We start from the raw sequence: 17,008 nt of genomic DNA on the forward strand, positions 1-17,008 counted from the left end.
CATGCCGCCAGCGTTCAATCTGAGCCAGGATCAAACTCTTCAGTTCAAACCTGTTACTGTTTTTCGGTTCAGTTAAGAACCGGTCGCTCACTCAACGTACTGACGAATGATCATCCTGTCCGAAGTTATGACACCCCAGCAGGAAAACCTTCCTTTAATACTAGTGTGAGACTTGATACTTTCGCTTATGCCAGACTCCGAAGAATCCGGCTCGCGTCGCGCATCAAGCGCCCACACTTATCGGCTGTTAATTTTTAAAGATCGAGTACGCATTCACCACCAAACCAGCACCGCGTCGCACACTTCGCAACCACCGGTACCGCTTCGTTCTGCGTCGCTGCATCAGCAGCAGAGAAACGAGATTATGAAGGCTCTTTTTCGTTTTGTCAACAACATTTTTCCGCTTTCGCTTAAAACCTTGTTGACGCCACCGCCGCTGGTTTCCGCCGCGGCCCTCGTTCGCAAACGAGGAGGCGAACTATAGGCGAACTTGGGTCACGTGACAAGGCTTTGGCGAAAATCTTTTTTTGACGGCTTACTTCCGAGTCGAATTCACTAAAGCTGCGATCGGAACCGCTTCGGCCATCGCGGTGTACCCAGCATCGCTAGGATGAATATGATCGCCGCTGTCAAAGACGTGTTGCAGACGATCCGGTTGCGCCGAATCGCGTAATGCAGCGTCGAAATCTACAACGCCGTCGAAGCCGCGACTGGTTCGAATCCATTGATTGACCGCAAGCCGGATCGCCTCCCGTTGCGCCGGCAGAGAAGCCGGTGTCAACGTTGCGCCGAACACCTTCACCCCACGGTGCCGTGCAGCCGCAACCACCCGCTGGTAACCGGCAATCAGATCGGCGGCTGTCACCGCGGTATGTGGGGCATCGCAGTCGAGCCCCTTACGCGGCGGCATCTCCGCAAAATTGATGTCGTTGATTCCGATCAGCAAAATCGCCGTCTTGACGCCCGGGCGCTCCAGCACGTCCCGGTCGAAACGCTGGACGAGTGCGTCGCCATAGCAGGGAGAATCGCTCAATAGGCGATTGCCGCTAATGCCAAGATTAACGATCGCCGTCGAGTGGTCGCCGGTACTGGCGAACCGGCGGGCCAGCGCGTCCGGCCAGCGTCGATTCTGATTCAGGCTGGAGCGCATGCCGTCGGTGATCGAGTCGCCAATCGCGGCGACGGCCGCTGATGAAGGCGCGTCTACCGACAAGCCCGTTACCCATACATATTGCGTAAACCGGCCGCGAAACGACTCAGCAGAAGCGTCGGCGGTGTGATTACCCGGTCCGGAAACGAAGTTCAACTGATTCGAAACCCGATGCCACGCCACGATTCGCTGTTCCGGCCCCATGAACGCGCTAATCGCATAGGGCGCCCCTTCAGCGATATCAACAGCAATCGGGTCGCTATCCAACTCCCCGCCCGGTGGCACACTCACCGAGCTCTTGCCACCAAACGTCACACGCGCCCCGCCATCGCTCAGCGCCGCGGCGCCACCGGGCGAGCGCGCAATGCGCAGATCTTCGATAACGAGCGCGGTCTTGCCATACTCGTTGCTGAGATGAATTCGGGCGGATTTACCTGACAACGTGGGATAAACGATCTGACGCACCGTACGTCCAGCGACCTCCGGCGCACGGTAAAGCGGCGGCAAATCCGACCGTTGCGGAATGGGTTGCAACGCCGTTGCCCAGGCGGTAACCCAATGGGCCGGGGCGTCGGCGGCAAAAGCAGTCGGAGAAACGGCAAATTGGCAAAGCAGCGCCGCGCCACATGCGGCAGCCAGGGTGCGAATGGTCATTCGGGTGGTCAGTTCGATGCGAAACGTGCATTGTGCCCGATCGCCATGGCCATCGCGGTCGACCTGACGAATGCTGCCGTACGATCGGACCGCCCCACACCGAACGTGCCAAGAGACAGATATGGATGGGCAAGCGCCGACCGATCAACCCGCCGCCAACGCTCCGGTCATCTTCAACGCCAGCGCCTCGGCCACCTCGATCCCGTCGATGGCAGCCGAATAAATTCCGCCGGCATACCCCGCGCCTTCGCCGGCCGGATACAAACCCTCGACATTCATGCTCTGGTAGTCGTCCCGGCGCCGCACGCGAATCGGCGATGAGGTTCTCGTCTCGACGCCCGTCAATACGGCGTCATGCATGGCGAACCCGGCGATCTTCTTGTCCATCTGCGGCAAGGCTTCGCGGATCGCTTCGATCACGTAGTCAGGCAGCGCCGTGCTGAGATCCGTCGGATGCACGCCAGGCTTGTAGGACGGCACCACCGACCCCAGCGACGTTGACGGCCGCCCGGCAATAAAATCGCCGACCAGCTGGCCCGGCGCCATATAGTTGCCGCCGCCCAATTCGAACGCCCGCTCTTCCCATTTGCGCTGAAAGGCGATGCCGGCGAGCGGGCCGCCCGGATAATCTTCCGGCGTGATGCCGACGACAATCCCGGCATTGGCATTGCGTTCCGCCCGTGAGTATTGACTCATGCCGTTGGTCACCACACGGCCCGGCTCGGAGGTCGCCGCGACCACCGTGCCGCCCGGACACATGCAAAAGCTATAAACGGCGCGCCCATTGCTGCAGTGATGCACCACCTTATAGTCGGCAGCGCCGAGTTGCTTGTGCCCCGCGAACTTGCCGAATCGGCTGCGATCGATCAACCCTTGCGGATGCTCGATCCGGAACCCGAGCGAAAACGGCTTAGCTTCCATATACACGCCGCGATCGTTCAGCATCTGGAAGGTATCGCGCGCGCTATGGCCGACCGCCAGCACCACATGATCGCAGCGCAGAATCTCGCCTGTCGAAAGCTTGAGCCCGCGCACTTTGCCCTGATCGATGTCGATATCGTCAACCCGCGTCTCAAAACGCACTTCGCCGCCCAGTTCGTGAATGGTGGCGCGCATCTTTTCGACCATGCTGACGAGGCGGAACGTGCCGATATGGGGCCGGCTCAGATAAAGAATGTCCTCCGGTGCGCCCGCACGGACGAATTCATCGAGAACCTTGCGCCCGTAGTGCTTCGGATCCTTGATCTGACTGTAAAGCTTGCCGTCTGAGAACGTACCCGCGCCGCCTTCGCCAAATTGCACGTTCGATTCGGGATTGAGCACCGACTTGCGCCATAGGCCGAAAGTATCTTTGGTGCGCTCGCGCACGGCCTTGCCGCGCTCCAGAATAATCGGACGAAACCCCATTTGGGCAAGAATCAGCCCGGCAAACAGGCCGCAGGGGCCCATACCGATCACGACCGGACGCGGAGCGGTCATCTGCGCCGGCGCCTTGGCAACAAAACGGTACGTCATATCGGGCGTTACACCGCAGTGCGGCACGTCGGCGAGCCGCTTGAGCGCGGCCGCTTCATCCTTCACCTCAACGTCGACGATATAAGTGAGCTTGATGTCGGCGCGCTTGCGCGCGTCGTGTGCGCGTCGGAACACGGTGTACCGGATGAGCCCTTCGTCGCCCACACCGAGCTCAGCGAGGCGCGCGCGGACAGCGGCTTCGAGAACGCTCTCGGGATGATCGAGCGGGAGTTTGATTTCGCTTAGACGTAACATGAGTACCGGGGGATGCAGGAAGGCCGCAAATCGCAGCCAATTCGCAATTTTATAGGTTAAGTGTCGGCGCGGGGCAGCGGCGCAGGTGAAACGCCTTCGGCGTCGCCTCTTCCTTCCTCTATCGACAATCGCCGTTCGTCTCAAAAAATTTATTAACCGACCGGTCGGTTGGTTTATACTGCGCAGACACAGACAACTTCCGCTGAGAGCGTCCCCATGTACACGCAATCCCTGGATATCCCCGGCAACGTCGCCCCGCTCGACGCCGCAGCGGGTTCGCCCGAGCAGGCGCAATTCGACGCGGTCATGGCCGCCGACGGCAAGATCGAGCCTCAGGACTGGATGCCCGAGGCCTACCGCAAGACGCTGGTGCGGCAAATCTCGCAGCACGCGCATTCCGAGATCGTCGGCATGCTGCCGGAAGGCAACTGGATCACGCGCGCGCCCAGCCTGAAGCGCAAGGCGATTCTGCTCGCCAAAGTGCAGGACGAAGCCGGCCACGGCCTCTATCTATATAGCGCGGCCGAAACGCTCGGCGTTTCGCGCGACCATCTGATCGCCGCGCTGCACGCGGGCAAAGCCAAATATTCGAGCATCTTCAATTACCCGACGCCTACGTGGGCGGACGTCGGCGTGATCGGCTGGCTGGTGGACGGCGCGGCGATCATGAACCAGATCCCACTGTGCCGCTGCACTTATGGCCCGTACGCACGCGCCATGATCCGTATCTGCAAGGAAGAGTCATTCCATCAGCGCCAGGGCTTCGACGCGCTCATGTCGATGATGAGCGGCACCGAAGCGCAACGCGAACTGGTCCAGCAAGCCGTGAACCGCTGGTGGTGGCCGGTGCTGATGATGTTCGGCCCGAGCGACAAGGACTCGATCCACAGCAATCAGTCGTCGAAATGGGGCATCAAGCGCATCTCGAACGACGACCTGCGCCAGAAATTCGTCGACGCTACCGTCGACCAGGCCAAGGTGCTCGGCGTCACGCTGCCGGACCCGGACCTGAAGTGGAATGAAGCCCGCGGTCATCACGACTATGGCGACATCGACTGGGAAGAATTCTGGCGCGTCGTAAATGGTGACGGTCCGTGCAACAGCGAACGTCTCGCCACCCGCGTGAAAGCGCACGACGACGGCGCCTGGGTGCGCGAAGCCGCCCTCGCCCACGCCGAAAAACAACGCCAGCGCGCGCAACAGCACGCCGCCTAACTCAAGCGGCCGCAGGCTAACGCGGCAAGCCGAACAAAGTATCAGGAGATCAGCAATGAACAAGGAATGGCCGATTTGGGAAGTCTTCGTGCGCAGCAAGCAGGGACTCGACCATAAACACTGCGGCAGTCTGCATGCCGCCGACGCGCCGATGGCGCTGCGCATGGCGCGCGACGTCTACACGCGCCGCCAGGAAGGCGTGAGCATCTGGGTGGTGCCGTCCTCGGCGATCACGGCGTCCGCGCCGGAAGACAAGGCGGAGTTGTTCGAACCGGCTGGCGACAAGATTTACCGTCACCCGACGTTCTACACGCTCCCCGACGAAGTCAACCACATGTAAGCGCGGCCATGAACATCACGCCCCAACACTTGCAGTATGTACTGCGCCTCGCGGATACCGCGCTGATCCTCGGTCAGCGCAATACCGAATGGTGCGGACACGGCCCGATCCTCGAAGAGGACATCGCGCTGTCGAACATGAGTCTCGATCTGATCGGCCAGGCGCGCCTGTTGTACACGCACGCCGCCGCGCTGGAACAGCAACTTACCGGCAAAAACCGTACGGAAGACGATTACGCCTATTTCCGCGCCGAGCGCGAGTTCGCCAACTACACGCTGGCCGAGTTGCCGCACTACGGCCCGCTTGCCGGCACCGCGCAAGCCGAAAAGGACTACGCGGTCACGATCGTGCGCAATTTCCTGTACTCGACGCTGATGGCGCATCTGTGGTCGGCACTCACTGCCTCGAAGGACGAACAGCTTGCCGCGATCGCCGCGAAGTCGATCAAGGAAACCAGCTACCACGTGCACCACGCGAGCGAATGGCTGATCCGCTTCGGCGACGGCACGGACGAATCACATCGCCGCGCGCAGGCCGCGCTCGACTATCTGCTGCCGTACACGCGCGAGTTTTTCAGTGCCGACGCAGTGGAGGCGGCCATCGCCGCCGCCGGCATCGGGCCGCTGACGTCGGACCTGGAAGCAGCATGGCTTGAAGACGTAAAGGCCACACTCGACCAGGCCACCCTCACGCTGCCCGCAGCGGTCAAGCACATCACGACCGGCAAGCACGGCGAACACTCCGAGCACATGGGCTTCGTGCTGGCCGAAATGCAAAGCCTCGCGCGCCAGCATCCCGGCGCCACCTGGTAAGTACGCACCTGAGCACGCACCCGAGCGCACAACCGGAACCCAACGGACCGCCACGATGACAACCTTGACTGCCACGCCCACCGCCGACGCCACGCTGGAACGCGCATGGGCCGCGCTCGAAACGGTGCCTGATCCGGAGATTCCGGTGGTGTCGATTCGGGAACTCGGCATTCTGCGCGACGTGCGGCGCGCCGCCGACGGCGCGCTCGAAGTCGTGATCACGCCAACCTATTCCGGTTGCCCGGCAATGTCGCAGATTGCCGAAGACGTCGCCCATGCGCTCGATGTGGCCGAACTGAAGCCTTATCGGATTGCCACGGTGCTGGCCCCGGCCTGGACCACCGACTGGATGACCGCCGAGGCGCGTGAAAAGCTGCGCGCCTACGGAATCGCGCCGCCCACGGGCAATTGCGGCTCGGCCGTGCCGTCCCAGGAAAAAGTGCTGCGTTTCATGCCACGTGCGCTGCCGGCGCCCTCGTGTCCGCGCTGCGGCTCGGCGCATACCGAGCGTCTCGCGCAATTCGGCTCGACGGCTTGCAAGGCGCTGTACCGCTGCCTCGACTGCCGCGAACCCTTCGACTACTTCAAACCATACTGATATGGCTACCCCGCAATTTCACCCGCTGCGTATCCGCGAAGTACGACCTGAAACCGCCGACGCTGTGTCGGTCGCCTTCGAAGTCCCTGCCGAACTGCGCGATCAGTATCGCTTCACGCAGGGCCAGTTCGTCACGCTGAAGACGCACATCGACGGTGAGGAAACGCGCCGTTCGTATTCGATCTGCGTCGGCGTCACCGACTACGATCGCGACGGCGAACTGCGCATCGGCATCAAGCGCGTACGCGGCGGGCGTTTCTCGAACTTCGCCTTCGACACGCTGCAACCCGGTCACACGATTGAGGTGATGACACCCGACGGCCGTTTTTTCACGCATCTCAACGCGGACCAGGGTCAGCAGTACCTCGCGTTTTCCGGTGGCTCGGGCATCACGCCGGTGCTCGCGATCATCAAGACCACGCTCGAAGTCGAGCCGCGCAGCAGCTTCACACTGGTGTACGGCAACCGCAGCGTCGATCAGATCATGTTCGCGGAAGAGCTCGAAGATCTGAAGAACCGCTTCATGAACCGCTTCGTGCTCTATCACGTGCTGTCCGACGACCTGCAGGACGTCGAGCTGTTCAACGGTGTGCTCGACCAGCAGAAGTGCGCGGCCTTCATCGAAAATCTGCTGCCGGCCGATGCAATCGACGAAGCCTTCATCTGCGGCCCCGCCCCGATGATGGACGCGGCCGAGGCCGCGCTGAAAGCCGCGGGCGTGCCTTCGGCAAAAGTACACGTGGAGCGCTTCGGTTCGCCGCTGCCGCAAGCGGGCGTGCCACCGGTCGAGATCACCGACGACACGCCGGCCGCCGACCTCGAGATCGTCCTCGACGGAAAACGGCGCAAACTGCGTCTGCCGTATCAGGGCGTGAGTGTGCTCGACGTCGGCTTGCGTGCCGGCCTCGCGCTGCCGTATGCGTGCAAGGGCGGCGTCTGCTGCACTTGCCGTGCCAAGGTGCTCGAGGGCGAAGTCAAGATGGAAAAGAACTACACGCTGGAAGAACATGAAATCCGCGACGGTTTCGTGCTGACCTGCCAATGCCACCCCATCAGCGATCGCGTGGTGGTCAGTTACGACGAGCGTTGAACCAGGCGCGCCGGGCAAGCTTGCGACGCCCGGAACGCTTTCAGCAGGTCCGCGATCCGCTTACACTAGGGGCCGCTCGCGATCGGATATCTGCCCGATCGATGAGCGGCCCCTTTATTCGTTTTTCGCAAGCCCAAGCCACTGCCGATGAGCACCATCCACCTCACCAACGGCGACGTCGCCGCCGAGTCACTGCGCGCTGCGCTAGCCGAGGCAGGCCGCGACGATCGCGTGCACGCGTTGCGCGACGATCTTGCAGTCGGTCCGCTGCGCGGTATCGATGATGGCCCCGACGTGCGGGCAGAATTCTGGGACCGGGTCAGCACGGACACTCGGCGCGATTTTCTGCGGGAATTCCGCGAGCAGGCGGCCGCGCTGGAGAACATCGCGCGCGGCGAAGCGAACCTGGTGGTCTGGCATGGTGAAAGTTCGGCCGACCAACTCATGCTGCGGCGCGTCTGCTACCACCTGCGCAACAGTCCGCAACGGCTCAATGAAGTGCGCCTGTCGATCCAGGACCTCACCGATCCGGGCGCATGGGCGCACAGCCGCAAAGACCGCGCGACATCCGTCGGCATGTTCGCGCCGGCTGTGCTGCAAGGACGCCTGCCGGATGCGGCGCCGATTTCGGTTCTGCGCATCAGCCGGCTCGCGCTCGAATGGCAGGAAGCCAAACACGCCAATGGCGAGACACGGCGTTGGCGCGACAACACGTTCACGAGCGGCAGCTTCGCCGATCTGGACGCGCTGATCCTCGAACAGGCCACCGGCGACTGGCAGCCCGCCGCGCGGGTTGCCGCCGAGCTGATGGCCGCCGAACTCTGGTATCTGGTAAGTGACAGCATCGTGCTGTGGCGTTTCCGCGAACTGGCCGCTACGCGTCGCATCAAGCTGCGTGGCGACGCGGGCGCATGGCGCACGCTCGAAATGTGCGCGGCACTTGCCCCCTGTCCACACTAATAAAAATCAAATAGACGACCATGGCCCGTACCCGAGCACCCGACCACGAAACCCAGCGCGATCAGATTCTCGAACTGGCCGCAGCGAAATTCGCGCAGACCAGCTACCCGAGCACCTCGATGGCCGACCTCGCCGCCGCCAGCGGCACCTCGAAAGCGCGCCTCTATCATTACTACGCGAGCAAGGAAGCGATCCTGTTCGACCTGCTGGATCGCTACACGAAGCGGCTGATGCTGATCATCGCCGAGGTGGAAGGTGCAAGCCAACGCCGCGGGCTATCCGAGCGGGAAACCTTTGCGGAGCTGATCCGGGCCTTTCTGTCCGAGTACGAAACGTCGCACAGTCGCCACGTCGCGCTCCTGAACGACGTGAAGTATCTGGTCGACACCCAGCGGGAAGTCATCCTGAACCGTCAGCGCGATGTGGTCGCGGCGTTTGCGCGGCAACTGGCGCGCGCTTATCCGGAACGCGCCACGCGCGATAACCAGACCGCCCTCACGATGATGGTGTTCGGCATGATCAACTGGACCTTCACCTGGCTCAAGCCGGACGGCCGGATGGGGTACCGGGAGTTTGCCGAGCAGGTGGTCAATATGGTGGACCACGGATTGAGTTCTGCCGAACGCTGACCGCCCGCGGCGGCCCTATTCAGAGGGAATGGTTGGCACCAGCTGCTTCGCCGCAACAGCTTGTCACGAACGCTCGTTCAATTTATTTTTCTTTAATAATCAATCAATTAAAAATAGGGCGCTAGTTCTTTAGGCAATCTCCTCAATTTTAGATACGGGTTTTCCCTAGTATCGAGACAGGGTTTCCGCTAAAATTGTTTTTGCGGTGCACCATACCGCTCGATCAAAAGGAGAACCCGACCATGAACATGATTACACCCCGCGCCGCTGAGCCGATCGTCGCGCACGATCGTCTGTTGCAGCCAGGCGGTCGTGCGCCTGCTCTGGTCCGTGAACTCACCACGGTCGACCGTGAGCGGCTGCTCACCCACTTCCTGGCACTCGGCGAAGACGACCGCCTCCTGCGCTTTGGCCAGATCGTGCCGAACCACGTCATTGAGAACTACGTCCGCGCGATCGATTTCACGCGCGACACGGTCTTCGGCGTGTTCAACAGCCAGTTGCAACTCACCGGCGTCGGCCATCTGGCTTATCTGCCGGCCGAAGGTAACAAGCGTACCGCCGAGTTCGGCGTGTCGGTGCTGGAAAGCGCTCGCGGGCGAGGCATTGGCTCCAAGCTCTTCGAACGTGCAGCCATCCGCAGCCGCAATACGCATGTCACCACGCTGTACATGCACTGTCTGTCGCGCAATTCGACCATGATGCACATCGCGAAAAAGGCCGGCATGAAGATCGAATACGCGTACGGAGAAGCCGACGCCTATCTGACACTGTCGCCGGCGGATCAATCGAGCATCATTGCCGAGATGCTGCAGGAACAAGCTGCGGTATTCGACTACGCCCTCAAGCGTCAAGCGCGCCAGGCGTCGAAGCTGTTCGAATCGTTCATGCCAGCAACTGAAGCCGCTTGACCCATCAGCGCTTCGGTGAAAAAGAGGGCGGCCTTACGGCTGCCCTTTTTGTTTGCCCATCACTTGATTGCGGTCAGGTGCTCACAAAATCGGCAGCGCCGTCGTTTCCTTGAATTTCTCGAGTGAAAAGCTCGTCTTCACGTCGATTACCGAGGGATGGTGCAGCAACTGCTCCTGCACAAAGCGTGAAAAGTGCGCCATATCTTCAACCTGGACACGCAACAGGTAATCCATGTCACCCGTCATTGCGTGGCATGCGACCACTTCCGGCCACGTCTGCACTGCCGCGCGAAACAGATCGGCATGCGTGGTGTCGCCACGCGGGCGAAGCGCCGGATCGCTACGTTTTTCCAACCGCACGTTGACGTAGGCCAGCAGATCGAGCCCAAGCTTTTGCGCATCGAGCAGCGCGACATAACCGCGAATCACCCCGCTCTCCTCCAGCCGACGAATACGCCGTAGACACGGGCTCGGCGACAGATTGATGCGCTCGGCAAGCTCCTGATTCGACAAGCGGCCATTCTCCTGAAGGATCGCCAGAATGCGTCTGTCGATGGCGTCTATCTCTATTTTGGCCATTTTCTGCCGTCCACGTTGAGAAATTAGCTAGAAAATAGCTCAAGCGTATCGATACGCGATTAACTTCGCAAGTTTTCGTCGCCAGCCGGCCTTTACACTTGCGTCATTCAGTCGCGCTAGTTTTGATCGACAACTTTGTATGGGACCGCAGTAAGCGCTAAAGCGCCAACTGCGGTCGACTACTTTGTATGGGACCGCAGTAAGCGCTAAAGCGCCAACTGCGGTCGACTACTTTGTATGGGACCGCAGTAAGCGCTAAAGCGCCAACTGCGGTCGACACAGGAGACAGGTAATGCAGGTTTCAACTTGGGACAACCCCGTCGGCACCGACGGCTTCGAGTTCATCGAATACACCGCGCCAGATCCGAAAGCGCTCGGCAAGCTGTTCGAACAGATGGGCTTCACCGCCGTCGCACGGCATCGTCACAAAGACGTGACGCTGTATCGCCAGGGCGACATCAACTTCATCGTCAACGGGGAACAGCACTCGTTCGCGCAACGTTTCACTCGCCTGCATGGCCCGTCGATCTGCGCGATCGCCTTCCGTGTGCAGGATGCAGCGAAGGCGTACCAGCAAGCTCTTGAAAAAGGCGCGTGGGGCTTCGACAACAAGACCGGTCCGATGGAACTCAACATCCCGGCAATCAAAGGTATCGGCGACTCGCTGATCTATTTCGTCGACCGCTGGCGCGGCAAGAACGGCGCTGAGCCGGGCACCATCGGCAACATCGATATTTACGACGTCGACTTCGAGCCGATTCCTGGCGCGAATCCGAACCCGGTCGGCCACGGCCTGACCTACATCGATCACCTGACGCACAACGTGCATCGCGGCCGCATGCAGGAATGGGCGGAGTTCTACGAGCGCCTGTTCAATTTCCGGGAAGTGCGTTACTTCGACATCGAAGGCAAAGTAACCGGCGTGAAATCGAAGGCGATGACGTCGCCGTGCGGCAAGATCCGCATTCCGATCAACGAGGAAGGGTCGGACGTAGCCGGTCAGATCCAGGAGTATCTGGACCAGTACCACGGCGAAGGCATCCAGCACATCGCGCTGGGCAGCAACGACATCTACCGCACAGTGGACGGTTTGCGCGCGGCTAACATTTCGCTGCTCGATACGATCGACACGTACTATGAACTGGTCGACCGCCGTGTGCCGAATCACGGCGAGCCGCTCGACGAATTGCGTAAGCGCAAGATCCTGATCGACGGCGCCCCCGACGATCTGCTGCTGCAGATCTTCACCGAGAACCAGATCGGGCCGATCTTCTTTGAGATCATCCAGCGCAAGGGCAATCAGGGCTTCGGCGAGGGCAATTTCAAGGCGCTGTTCGAATCGATCGAGCTGGATCAGATTCGCCGCGGCGTGGTTCAGGACAAGGCCTGACGACTGACACCCCGCGCAGAATCTGGGGGCGGTAAAAAAGGGCGAGGATCTTGCGATCCTCGCCCTTTGTCGTTTATGCCGTCGCCCAAAGCAGGACAACGGCCGATTTCCAATCGACGCGTCGCTTTAGCGACACATCACGAATTCTGCTCTTCCTCGTCGGCCTTCGTGGATCGCGCAATGCGCTCCACCGCGATAGAGGCGGGCGCCACTTGCGCCGTGCTGGTGATCGCGTTCGACAGCGCCCCCGCGCTGCCCGAGTTTGTGCTCGAGCGCACCGGCGCGCTCATGGCGAAAAATGCGGCCGAAACCATCAGGAACGTCTGGATGTTTCTAGTGTTCATGCGTACTCCTTTTCTAACTACCCTGCTGTCCTGAAGCTCCACCGAATGCGGAGCGTTGCGCAGACATTGCTCGCAGGTGGGGTGTTAGACAGACATTTCAACTGCGGTTCCGTAGATTTGTAGCTTTTACAGCTTGTTACAGTGCGCACCGTCGCAGGAAATACTCCGATGTGCCCGTGAAAATCACGCTGCACTGCCGCATTTTCAGACACGCTGCGGCGGGTTTTTACCAGTGCTACCATCACTTAAAACACGTCAATATGGCGACCCCGGCCATACGCATTCACAAGATGCCGCGGCCCAAAAAGTTTTGGCGATCCCAAACTGGGTGGAGGAGTACACATAATGAATGCCCCGCTAGACGCAGGTCAGCGAGCCTCGCTCGAAGCCGCGCTATCTTCCGTCACGCTCGACGACAAATACACCCTGGAACGCGGCCGCGCATATATGAGCGGCATCCAGGCGCTGGTACGCCTGCCCATGCTGCAGCAGGAACGCGACCAGGCCGCCGGACTCAATACCGCGGGCTTTATCTCCGGTTATCGCGGATCGCCGCTCGGCGGACTCGACCAATCCCTGTGGAAAGCGAAGCAGCATCTCGCCGCGCACCGTGTGGTCTTCCAGCCCGGCGTCAACGAAGACCTCGCGGCCACCGCCGTATGGGGTTCACAGCAGGTCAATCTGTACCCGAGCGCCAAATACGACGGCGTGTTCTCGATGTGGTACGGCAAGGGCCCGGGCGTCGACCGCTCCGGCGACGTCTTCAAGCACGGCAATTCAGCCGGTTCGGCGCAACACGGCGGCGTTCTCGTGCTCGCCGGCGACGACCACGCCGCCAAATCCTCGACACTCGCGCATCAGTCGGAACACATCTTCAAAGCGTGTGGCCTGCCAGTGCTGTTTCCGTCGAACGTACAGGAATATCTGGACTTCGGCCTGCATGGCTGGGCGATGAGCCGCTACTCGGGCCTGTGGGTGGCGATGAAGTGCGTGACCGATGTGGTCGAATCGTCGGCTTCGGTCGATATCGATCCCCATCGCACAAAAATCATCCTCCCGGACGACTTCGCGATGCCCGAGGGCGGTCTTAACATTCGCTGGCCGGATCCGCCGCTCGTGCAGGAAGCGCGTCTACTCGACTACAAGTGGTACGCGGCGCTTGCCTATGTGCGCGCCAACAAGCTGGACCGCGTCGAAATCGATTCGCCTCACGCGCGTTTCGGCATCATGACCGGCGGCAAGGCATACCTCGACGTTCGTCAGGCCTTGACCGATCTCGGTCTCGATGACGAAACCTGTTCGCGCATCGGCATCCGTCTGTACAAGGTCGGCTGTGTATGGCCGCTCGAAGCACAAGGCGCACATGCGTTCGCGCGCGGCCTCGATGAAATCCTGGTGGTCGAAGAGAAGCGCCAGATTCTCGAATACGCGATCAAGGAAGAACTGTACAACTGGCCCGACACGCAGCGTCCGCGTGTGTTCGGCAAGTTCGACGAGAAGGACGGCGCCGGCGGCGAATGGTCGGTACCGATGGGCAACTGGCTGCTGCCGGCCCACTATGAACTTTCGCCGGCGATCATCGCCAAGGCAATCGCCACGCGGCTCGACAAGTTCGACCTGCCGTCCGACGTGCGTGCGCGCATCGCGACACGTATCGCGGTAATCGAAGCGAAGGAAAAGGCTCTCGCGCGTCCACGCGTCGAAGCCGAGCGCAAGCCGTGGTTCTGCTCAGGCTGCCCGCACAACACGTCAACGAACGTGCCGGAAGGCTCGCGTGCGATGGCCGGCATCGGTTGCCACTACATGACCGTGTGGATGGACCGCAGCACCAGCACCTTCAGCCAGATGGGCGGCGAAGGCGTCGCGTGGATCGGCCAGGCGCCGTTCACCAACGACAAGCACGTGTTCGCCAACCTTGGCGACGGCACCTACTTCCACTCCGGCCTGCTCGCGATTCGGGCGGCGATCGCGTCGAAAGCGAACATCACCTACAAGATTCTCTACAACGACGCGGTCGCGATGACGGGCGGCCAGCCGGTCGACGGCGTGCTGACCGTGCCGCAGATTACGCATCAACTGGCCGCCGAAGGCGCGACGAAGATCGTGATCGTCACCGACGAGCCGGAAAAGTACAACGCGAACGTCGGTCTCGCGCCCGGCATCGACATTCATCATCGCGACAAGCTCGACGAAATTCAGCGCCAGCTTCGCGAGATTTCCGGCACCACGATCCTGATCTATGACCAGACCTGCGCGACCGAGAAACGCCGCCGCAGGAAACGCGGCACGTACCCGGACCCGGCGCGCCGTGTCGTGATCAACGAAGCAGTGTGCGAAGGCTGCGGCGATTGCTCGGTCAAGTCGAACTGCCTTTCGGTGGAACCGCTCGATACCGAGTACGGCACCAAACGCCAGATCAATCAGTCGACCTGCAACAAGGACTTCTCGTGCGTGAACGGGTTCTGCCCGAGCTTTGTCTCGGTGGAAGGCGGCCAACTGCGCAAGCCGAAGGCGGCCTCAGGTATCGTTGCCGACGCGATGCCGCCGGTGCCGGAGCCTGAACTGCCGTCGATCGAACGTCCTTACGGTGTGCTGGTGACTGGCGTCGGCGGCACGGGCGTCGTGACGATCGGTGCATTGCTCGGGATGGCTGCGCATCTGGAAAACAAGGGCGTCACGGTACTCGACGTCACCGGCCTCGCGCAAAAGGGCGGCGCCGTAATGAGCCACGTGCAGATCGCCAGGAACCCTGCCGACATCCACGCAACCCGCATCGCGATGGGCGAAGCAAGTCTCGTGATCGGCTGCGACGCGATCGTCACCGCGAGCGACGAATGCGTCTCGCGGATGCAGGCGGGCCACACACGCGTCGTGCTCAATAGTGCGCACACGCCGACCGCCGCGCTTATCAAGAACCCGGACTGGCGTTTCCCCGGCAGCAGCACCGAGGCAGACGTGCGGGCCGGCGCGGGCGACGACGGTGTCGACATGGTCGACGCGAATCACTTTGCCGTCGCGCTGCTCGGCGACGCGATCTACACGAACCCGTTCGTGCTCGGCTATGCATGGCAACGTGGCTGGGTGCCGTTGACCTATCAGTCGTTGATGCGCGCGATCGAACTGAACAACGTGCAGATCGAGAAGAATCGCGCGGCGTTCGAATGGGGCCGCCGTGCCGCGCATGATCTGGCAGCGGTACGCGAGCTCGCGAAGTCGCAAGGACGCGGGGCCGCAACGGAAACAGTGAGCAGCAAGATCATCTCGCTGCACACGCCGAAGGCGCTCGACACGCTGATCGACAAGCGCGCCGACTATCTCACCGCATACCAGAACCCTGCTTACGCGGACCGTTATCGTGCGTTGGTATCGCAAGTGCGTGTGGCGGAATCGGCGCTGGATTCGATCGACGGCCAGTTGCCATTGACCGAGGCGGTCGCGAAGAATCTGCACAAGCTGATGGCCTACAAAGACGAATACGAAGTCGCACGGCTCTACAGCGACCCCGCGTTCATCGAAAAACTGAAGGCGAATTTCGAAGGGGACTGGAAGCTGCACCTCCACCTCGCACCGCCGACGTTTTCGAAGAAGGACGCCAAAGGTCATCTGGTCAAGAAAAAGTACGGGCCGTGGATGTTCAGCGCCATGCACATGCTGGCCAAGCTGAAATTCCTGCGCGGCACGGGACTTGATCCGTTCGGCAAGACAGAAGAACGTCGCACCGAACGCGCGCTAATCGGCGAATATGAGGCACTGGTGCGCGAATTGATCGGCGGCCTGACTGTGCAAAAGCGCGAGCTGGCCATCGAGATGGCAAATCTGCCGGACGGCATCCGCGGCTACGGTCACGTGAAGGAAAACAATCTGAAGGGCGTGCGGGTCAAGTGGAACGAGTTGCTGACTCGCTGGCGCTCGGCGGAAGCAGGGAAGACACAGCACGCGGCATGATTTTGCCGGCTTGACCGACTGATGTCGGGTTGAAATGGAAAAGGCGGCTGCCCTCACGGACAGTCGCCTTTTTTTGCCTGTTTCGACACGTGATGCGTGTGTACAAGAACAAGCGGTACTGCTCCTTCCAACAACACAACAACAACCAACCAAAAACAAACAACAACCAGACAGCAACTACGACCTGCAACTTCAACTACTAACTACAACTGCCAACTTCAACCACCAACTGCAACCACCAACTTCAACTTCAACTACAACTACAACTGCCAACTACAACCACCAACTGCAACCACCAACTTCAACTTCAACTTCAACTGCCAACTACAACTACAACTACAACTACAACTACAAACTTCAACTACCACTACCAACCACCAACCACCAACTACACACATCTACTGCGAGTACTACAACCCATTGGTACTACTGTCTTCATCATCAGAACTGCAACTACTCAACACCAGAGATGAAGCGCAACGCCTACAGGGGACAAGGGAGTAACCAGCCGACTGTTCCGTTGCCACCAGGCAGTGCCGCGCCTCAGAAGTAACTTTACAAAAGTGTCACAGCGAATCGAATAGGACCAGTCCTAAAGCCGGTCTATCGACCTAAGAATTC

Annotated in this window: 15 protein-coding genes; 11 read left to right on the forward strand and 4 right to left on the reverse strand. The window is 60.6% G+C overall.

The genetic code is table 11. From position 1 onward, the window contains the following. Positions 1 to 535: 535 nt before the first annotated feature. Positions 536 to 1,804 carry an SGNH/GDSL hydrolase family protein gene (locus tag BCY88_RS30715; RefSeq protein WP_120347916.1) on the reverse strand — a complete coding sequence of 423 codons (1,269 nt, stop codon included), beginning with the start codon at positions 1,802 to 1,804 and terminating at the stop codon, positions 536 to 538. 144 nt (positions 1,805 to 1,948) lie between these two features. Further along, entirely contained in the window at positions 1,949 to 3,574 is a 1,626-nt protein-coding gene (locus BCY88_RS30720) for an NAD(P)/FAD-dependent oxidoreductase (protein WP_120347917.1), read from the reverse strand. A 216-nt stretch (positions 3,575 to 3,790) separates the two neighbouring features. Here BCY88_RS30720 and paaA point away from each other — a divergent pair, with 216 nt between their 5' ends. From paaA to BCY88_RS30760, 8 genes are all read left to right on the forward strand, one after another. Next, positions 3,791 to 4,789 carry a 1,2-phenylacetyl-CoA epoxidase subunit PaaA gene (gene paaA / locus BCY88_RS30725; RefSeq protein ID WP_120347918.1) on the forward strand — a complete coding sequence of 333 codons (999 nt, stop codon included), beginning with the start codon at positions 3,791 to 3,793 and terminating at the stop codon, positions 4,787 to 4,789. Positions 4,790 to 4,844: 55 nt separating this feature from the next. After that, on the forward strand, positions 4,845 to 5,129 hold the full coding sequence (paaB, locus tag BCY88_RS30730) for a 1,2-phenylacetyl-CoA epoxidase subunit PaaB (RefSeq protein ID WP_007179854.1): 285 nt from the start codon (positions 4,845 to 4,847) through the stop codon (positions 5,127 to 5,129). An 8-nt stretch (positions 5,130 to 5,137) separates the two neighbouring features. Further along, positions 5,138 to 5,941 (forward strand): 1,2-phenylacetyl-CoA epoxidase subunit PaaC, encoded by an 804-nt coding sequence (gene paaC, locus BCY88_RS30735; protein ID WP_120347919.1) that lies wholly within the window; start codon positions 5,138 to 5,140, stop codon positions 5,939 to 5,941. 55 nt (positions 5,942 to 5,996) lie between these two features. Continuing rightward, positions 5,997 to 6,539, forward strand: coding sequence for a 1,2-phenylacetyl-CoA epoxidase subunit PaaD (gene paaD / locus BCY88_RS30740; RefSeq protein WP_120347920.1), 543 nt, complete (start codon positions 5,997 to 5,999; stop codon positions 6,537 to 6,539). Position 6,540: 1 nt separating this feature from the next. Continuing rightward, a complete protein-coding gene (gene paaE, locus BCY88_RS30745) occupies positions 6,541 to 7,629 on the forward strand; it encodes a 1,2-phenylacetyl-CoA epoxidase subunit PaaE (protein WP_120347921.1) in 1,089 nt (362 codons plus the stop codon). Positions 7,630 to 7,776: 147 nt separating this feature from the next. Beyond that, positions 7,777 to 8,589 (forward strand): DUF1835 domain-containing protein, encoded by an 813-nt coding sequence (locus tag BCY88_RS30750; protein WP_120347922.1) that lies wholly within the window; start codon positions 7,777 to 7,779, stop codon positions 8,587 to 8,589. 20 nt (positions 8,590 to 8,609) lie between these two features. Beyond that, a complete protein-coding gene (locus tag BCY88_RS30755; RefSeq protein ID WP_120347923.1) occupies positions 8,610 to 9,218 on the forward strand; it encodes a TetR/AcrR family transcriptional regulator in 609 nt (202 codons plus the stop codon). A 242-nt stretch (positions 9,219 to 9,460) separates the two neighbouring features. After that, on the forward strand, positions 9,461 to 10,129 hold the full coding sequence (locus BCY88_RS30760; RefSeq protein WP_120347924.1) for a GNAT family N-acetyltransferase: 669 nt from the start codon (positions 9,461 to 9,463) through the stop codon (positions 10,127 to 10,129). A gap of 81 nt (positions 10,130 to 10,210) precedes the next feature. On the opposite strand, the gene BCY88_RS30765 is transcribed toward BCY88_RS30760, so the two are convergent. Beyond that, on the reverse strand, positions 10,211 to 10,708 hold the full coding sequence (locus tag BCY88_RS30765; RefSeq protein ID WP_120347925.1) for an Lrp/AsnC family transcriptional regulator: 498 nt from the start codon (positions 10,706 to 10,708) through the stop codon (positions 10,211 to 10,213). 292 nt (positions 10,709 to 11,000) lie between these two features. Between BCY88_RS30765 and hppD the strand changes: the two genes are divergently transcribed. Then, entirely contained in the window at positions 11,001 to 12,098 is a 1,098-nt protein-coding gene (gene hppD / locus BCY88_RS30770; protein WP_120347926.1) for a 4-hydroxyphenylpyruvate dioxygenase, read from the forward strand. Positions 12,099 to 12,235: 137 nt separating this feature from the next. Here the strand turns inward: hppD and BCY88_RS30775 are convergent, their stop codons facing one another. After that, complete coding sequence (locus BCY88_RS30775; protein WP_120347927.1) at positions 12,236 to 12,442, reverse strand: hypothetical protein; 207 nt, start codon at positions 12,440 to 12,442, stop codon at positions 12,236 to 12,238. A gap of 345 nt (positions 12,443 to 12,787) precedes the next feature. On the opposite strand from BCY88_RS30775, the gene BCY88_RS30780 reads away from it, so the two are divergent. Both BCY88_RS30780 and BCY88_RS39650 read left to right on the forward strand, forming a co-directional pair. Further along, positions 12,788 to 16,387, forward strand: a complete 3,600-nt coding sequence (locus tag BCY88_RS30780; protein WP_120347928.1) for an indolepyruvate ferredoxin oxidoreductase family protein — start codon at positions 12,788 to 12,790, stop codon at positions 16,385 to 16,387. Positions 16,388 to 16,421: 34 nt separating this feature from the next. Then, positions 16,422 to 16,940: a hypothetical protein gene (locus BCY88_RS39650; RefSeq protein ID WP_147408575.1), complete on the forward strand. Its 519-nt coding sequence runs from the start codon at positions 16,422 to 16,424 to the stop codon at positions 16,938 to 16,940. Positions 16,941 to 17,008 lie beyond the last annotated feature (68 nt).

It is taken from the genome of Paraburkholderia fungorum (assembly GCF_003610895.1).
GTDB lineage: Bacteria > Pseudomonadota > Gammaproteobacteria > Burkholderiales > Burkholderiaceae > Paraburkholderia > Paraburkholderia fungorum_B.

Coding starts and splice junctions, on each gene's coding strand:
- hppD (WP_120347926.1), top strand. CDS start 11,001: ATGCAGGTTTCAACTTGGGACAACCCCGTCGGCACCGACGGCTTCGAG.
- paaA (WP_120347918.1), top strand. CDS start 3,791: ATGTACACGCAATCCCTGGATATCCCCGGCAACGTCGCCCCGCTCGAC.
- BCY88_RS30780 (WP_120347928.1), top strand. CDS start 12,788: ATGAATGCCCCGCTAGACGCAGGTCAGCGAGCCTCGCTCGAAGCCGCG.
- paaC (WP_120347919.1), top strand. CDS start 5,138: ATGAACATCACGCCCCAACACTTGCAGTATGTACTGCGCCTCGCGGAT.
- BCY88_RS30760 (WP_120347924.1), top strand. CDS start 9,461: ATGAACATGATTACACCCCGCGCCGCTGAGCCGATCGTCGCGCACGAT.
- BCY88_RS30755 (WP_120347923.1), top strand. CDS start 8,610: ATGGCCCGTACCCGAGCACCCGACCACGAAACCCAGCGCGATCAGATT.
- paaD (WP_120347920.1), top strand. CDS start 5,997: ATGACAACCTTGACTGCCACGCCCACCGCCGACGCCACGCTGGAACGC.
- BCY88_RS30765 (WP_120347925.1), bottom strand. CDS start 10,708: ATGGCCAAAATAGAGATAGACGCCATCGACAGACGCATTCTGGCGATC.
- paaE (WP_120347921.1), top strand. CDS start 6,541: ATGGCTACCCCGCAATTTCACCCGCTGCGTATCCGCGAAGTACGACCT.
- BCY88_RS30715 (WP_120347916.1), bottom strand. CDS start 1,804: ATGACCATTCGCACCCTGGCTGCCGCATGTGGCGCGGCGCTGCTTTGC.
- BCY88_RS30775 (WP_120347927.1), bottom strand. CDS start 12,442: ATGAACACTAGAAACATCCAGACGTTCCTGATGGTTTCGGCCGCATTT.
- BCY88_RS30720 (WP_120347917.1), bottom strand. CDS start 3,574: ATGTTACGTCTAAGCGAAATCAAACTCCCGCTCGATCATCCCGAGAGC.
- paaB (WP_007179854.1), top strand. CDS start 4,845: ATGAACAAGGAATGGCCGATTTGGGAAGTCTTCGTGCGCAGCAAGCAG.
- BCY88_RS30750 (WP_120347922.1), top strand. CDS start 7,777: ATGAGCACCATCCACCTCACCAACGGCGACGTCGCCGCCGAGTCACTG.
- BCY88_RS39650 (WP_147408575.1), top strand. CDS start 16,422: ATGGAAAAGGCGGCTGCCCTCACGGACAGTCGCCTTTTTTTGCCTGTT.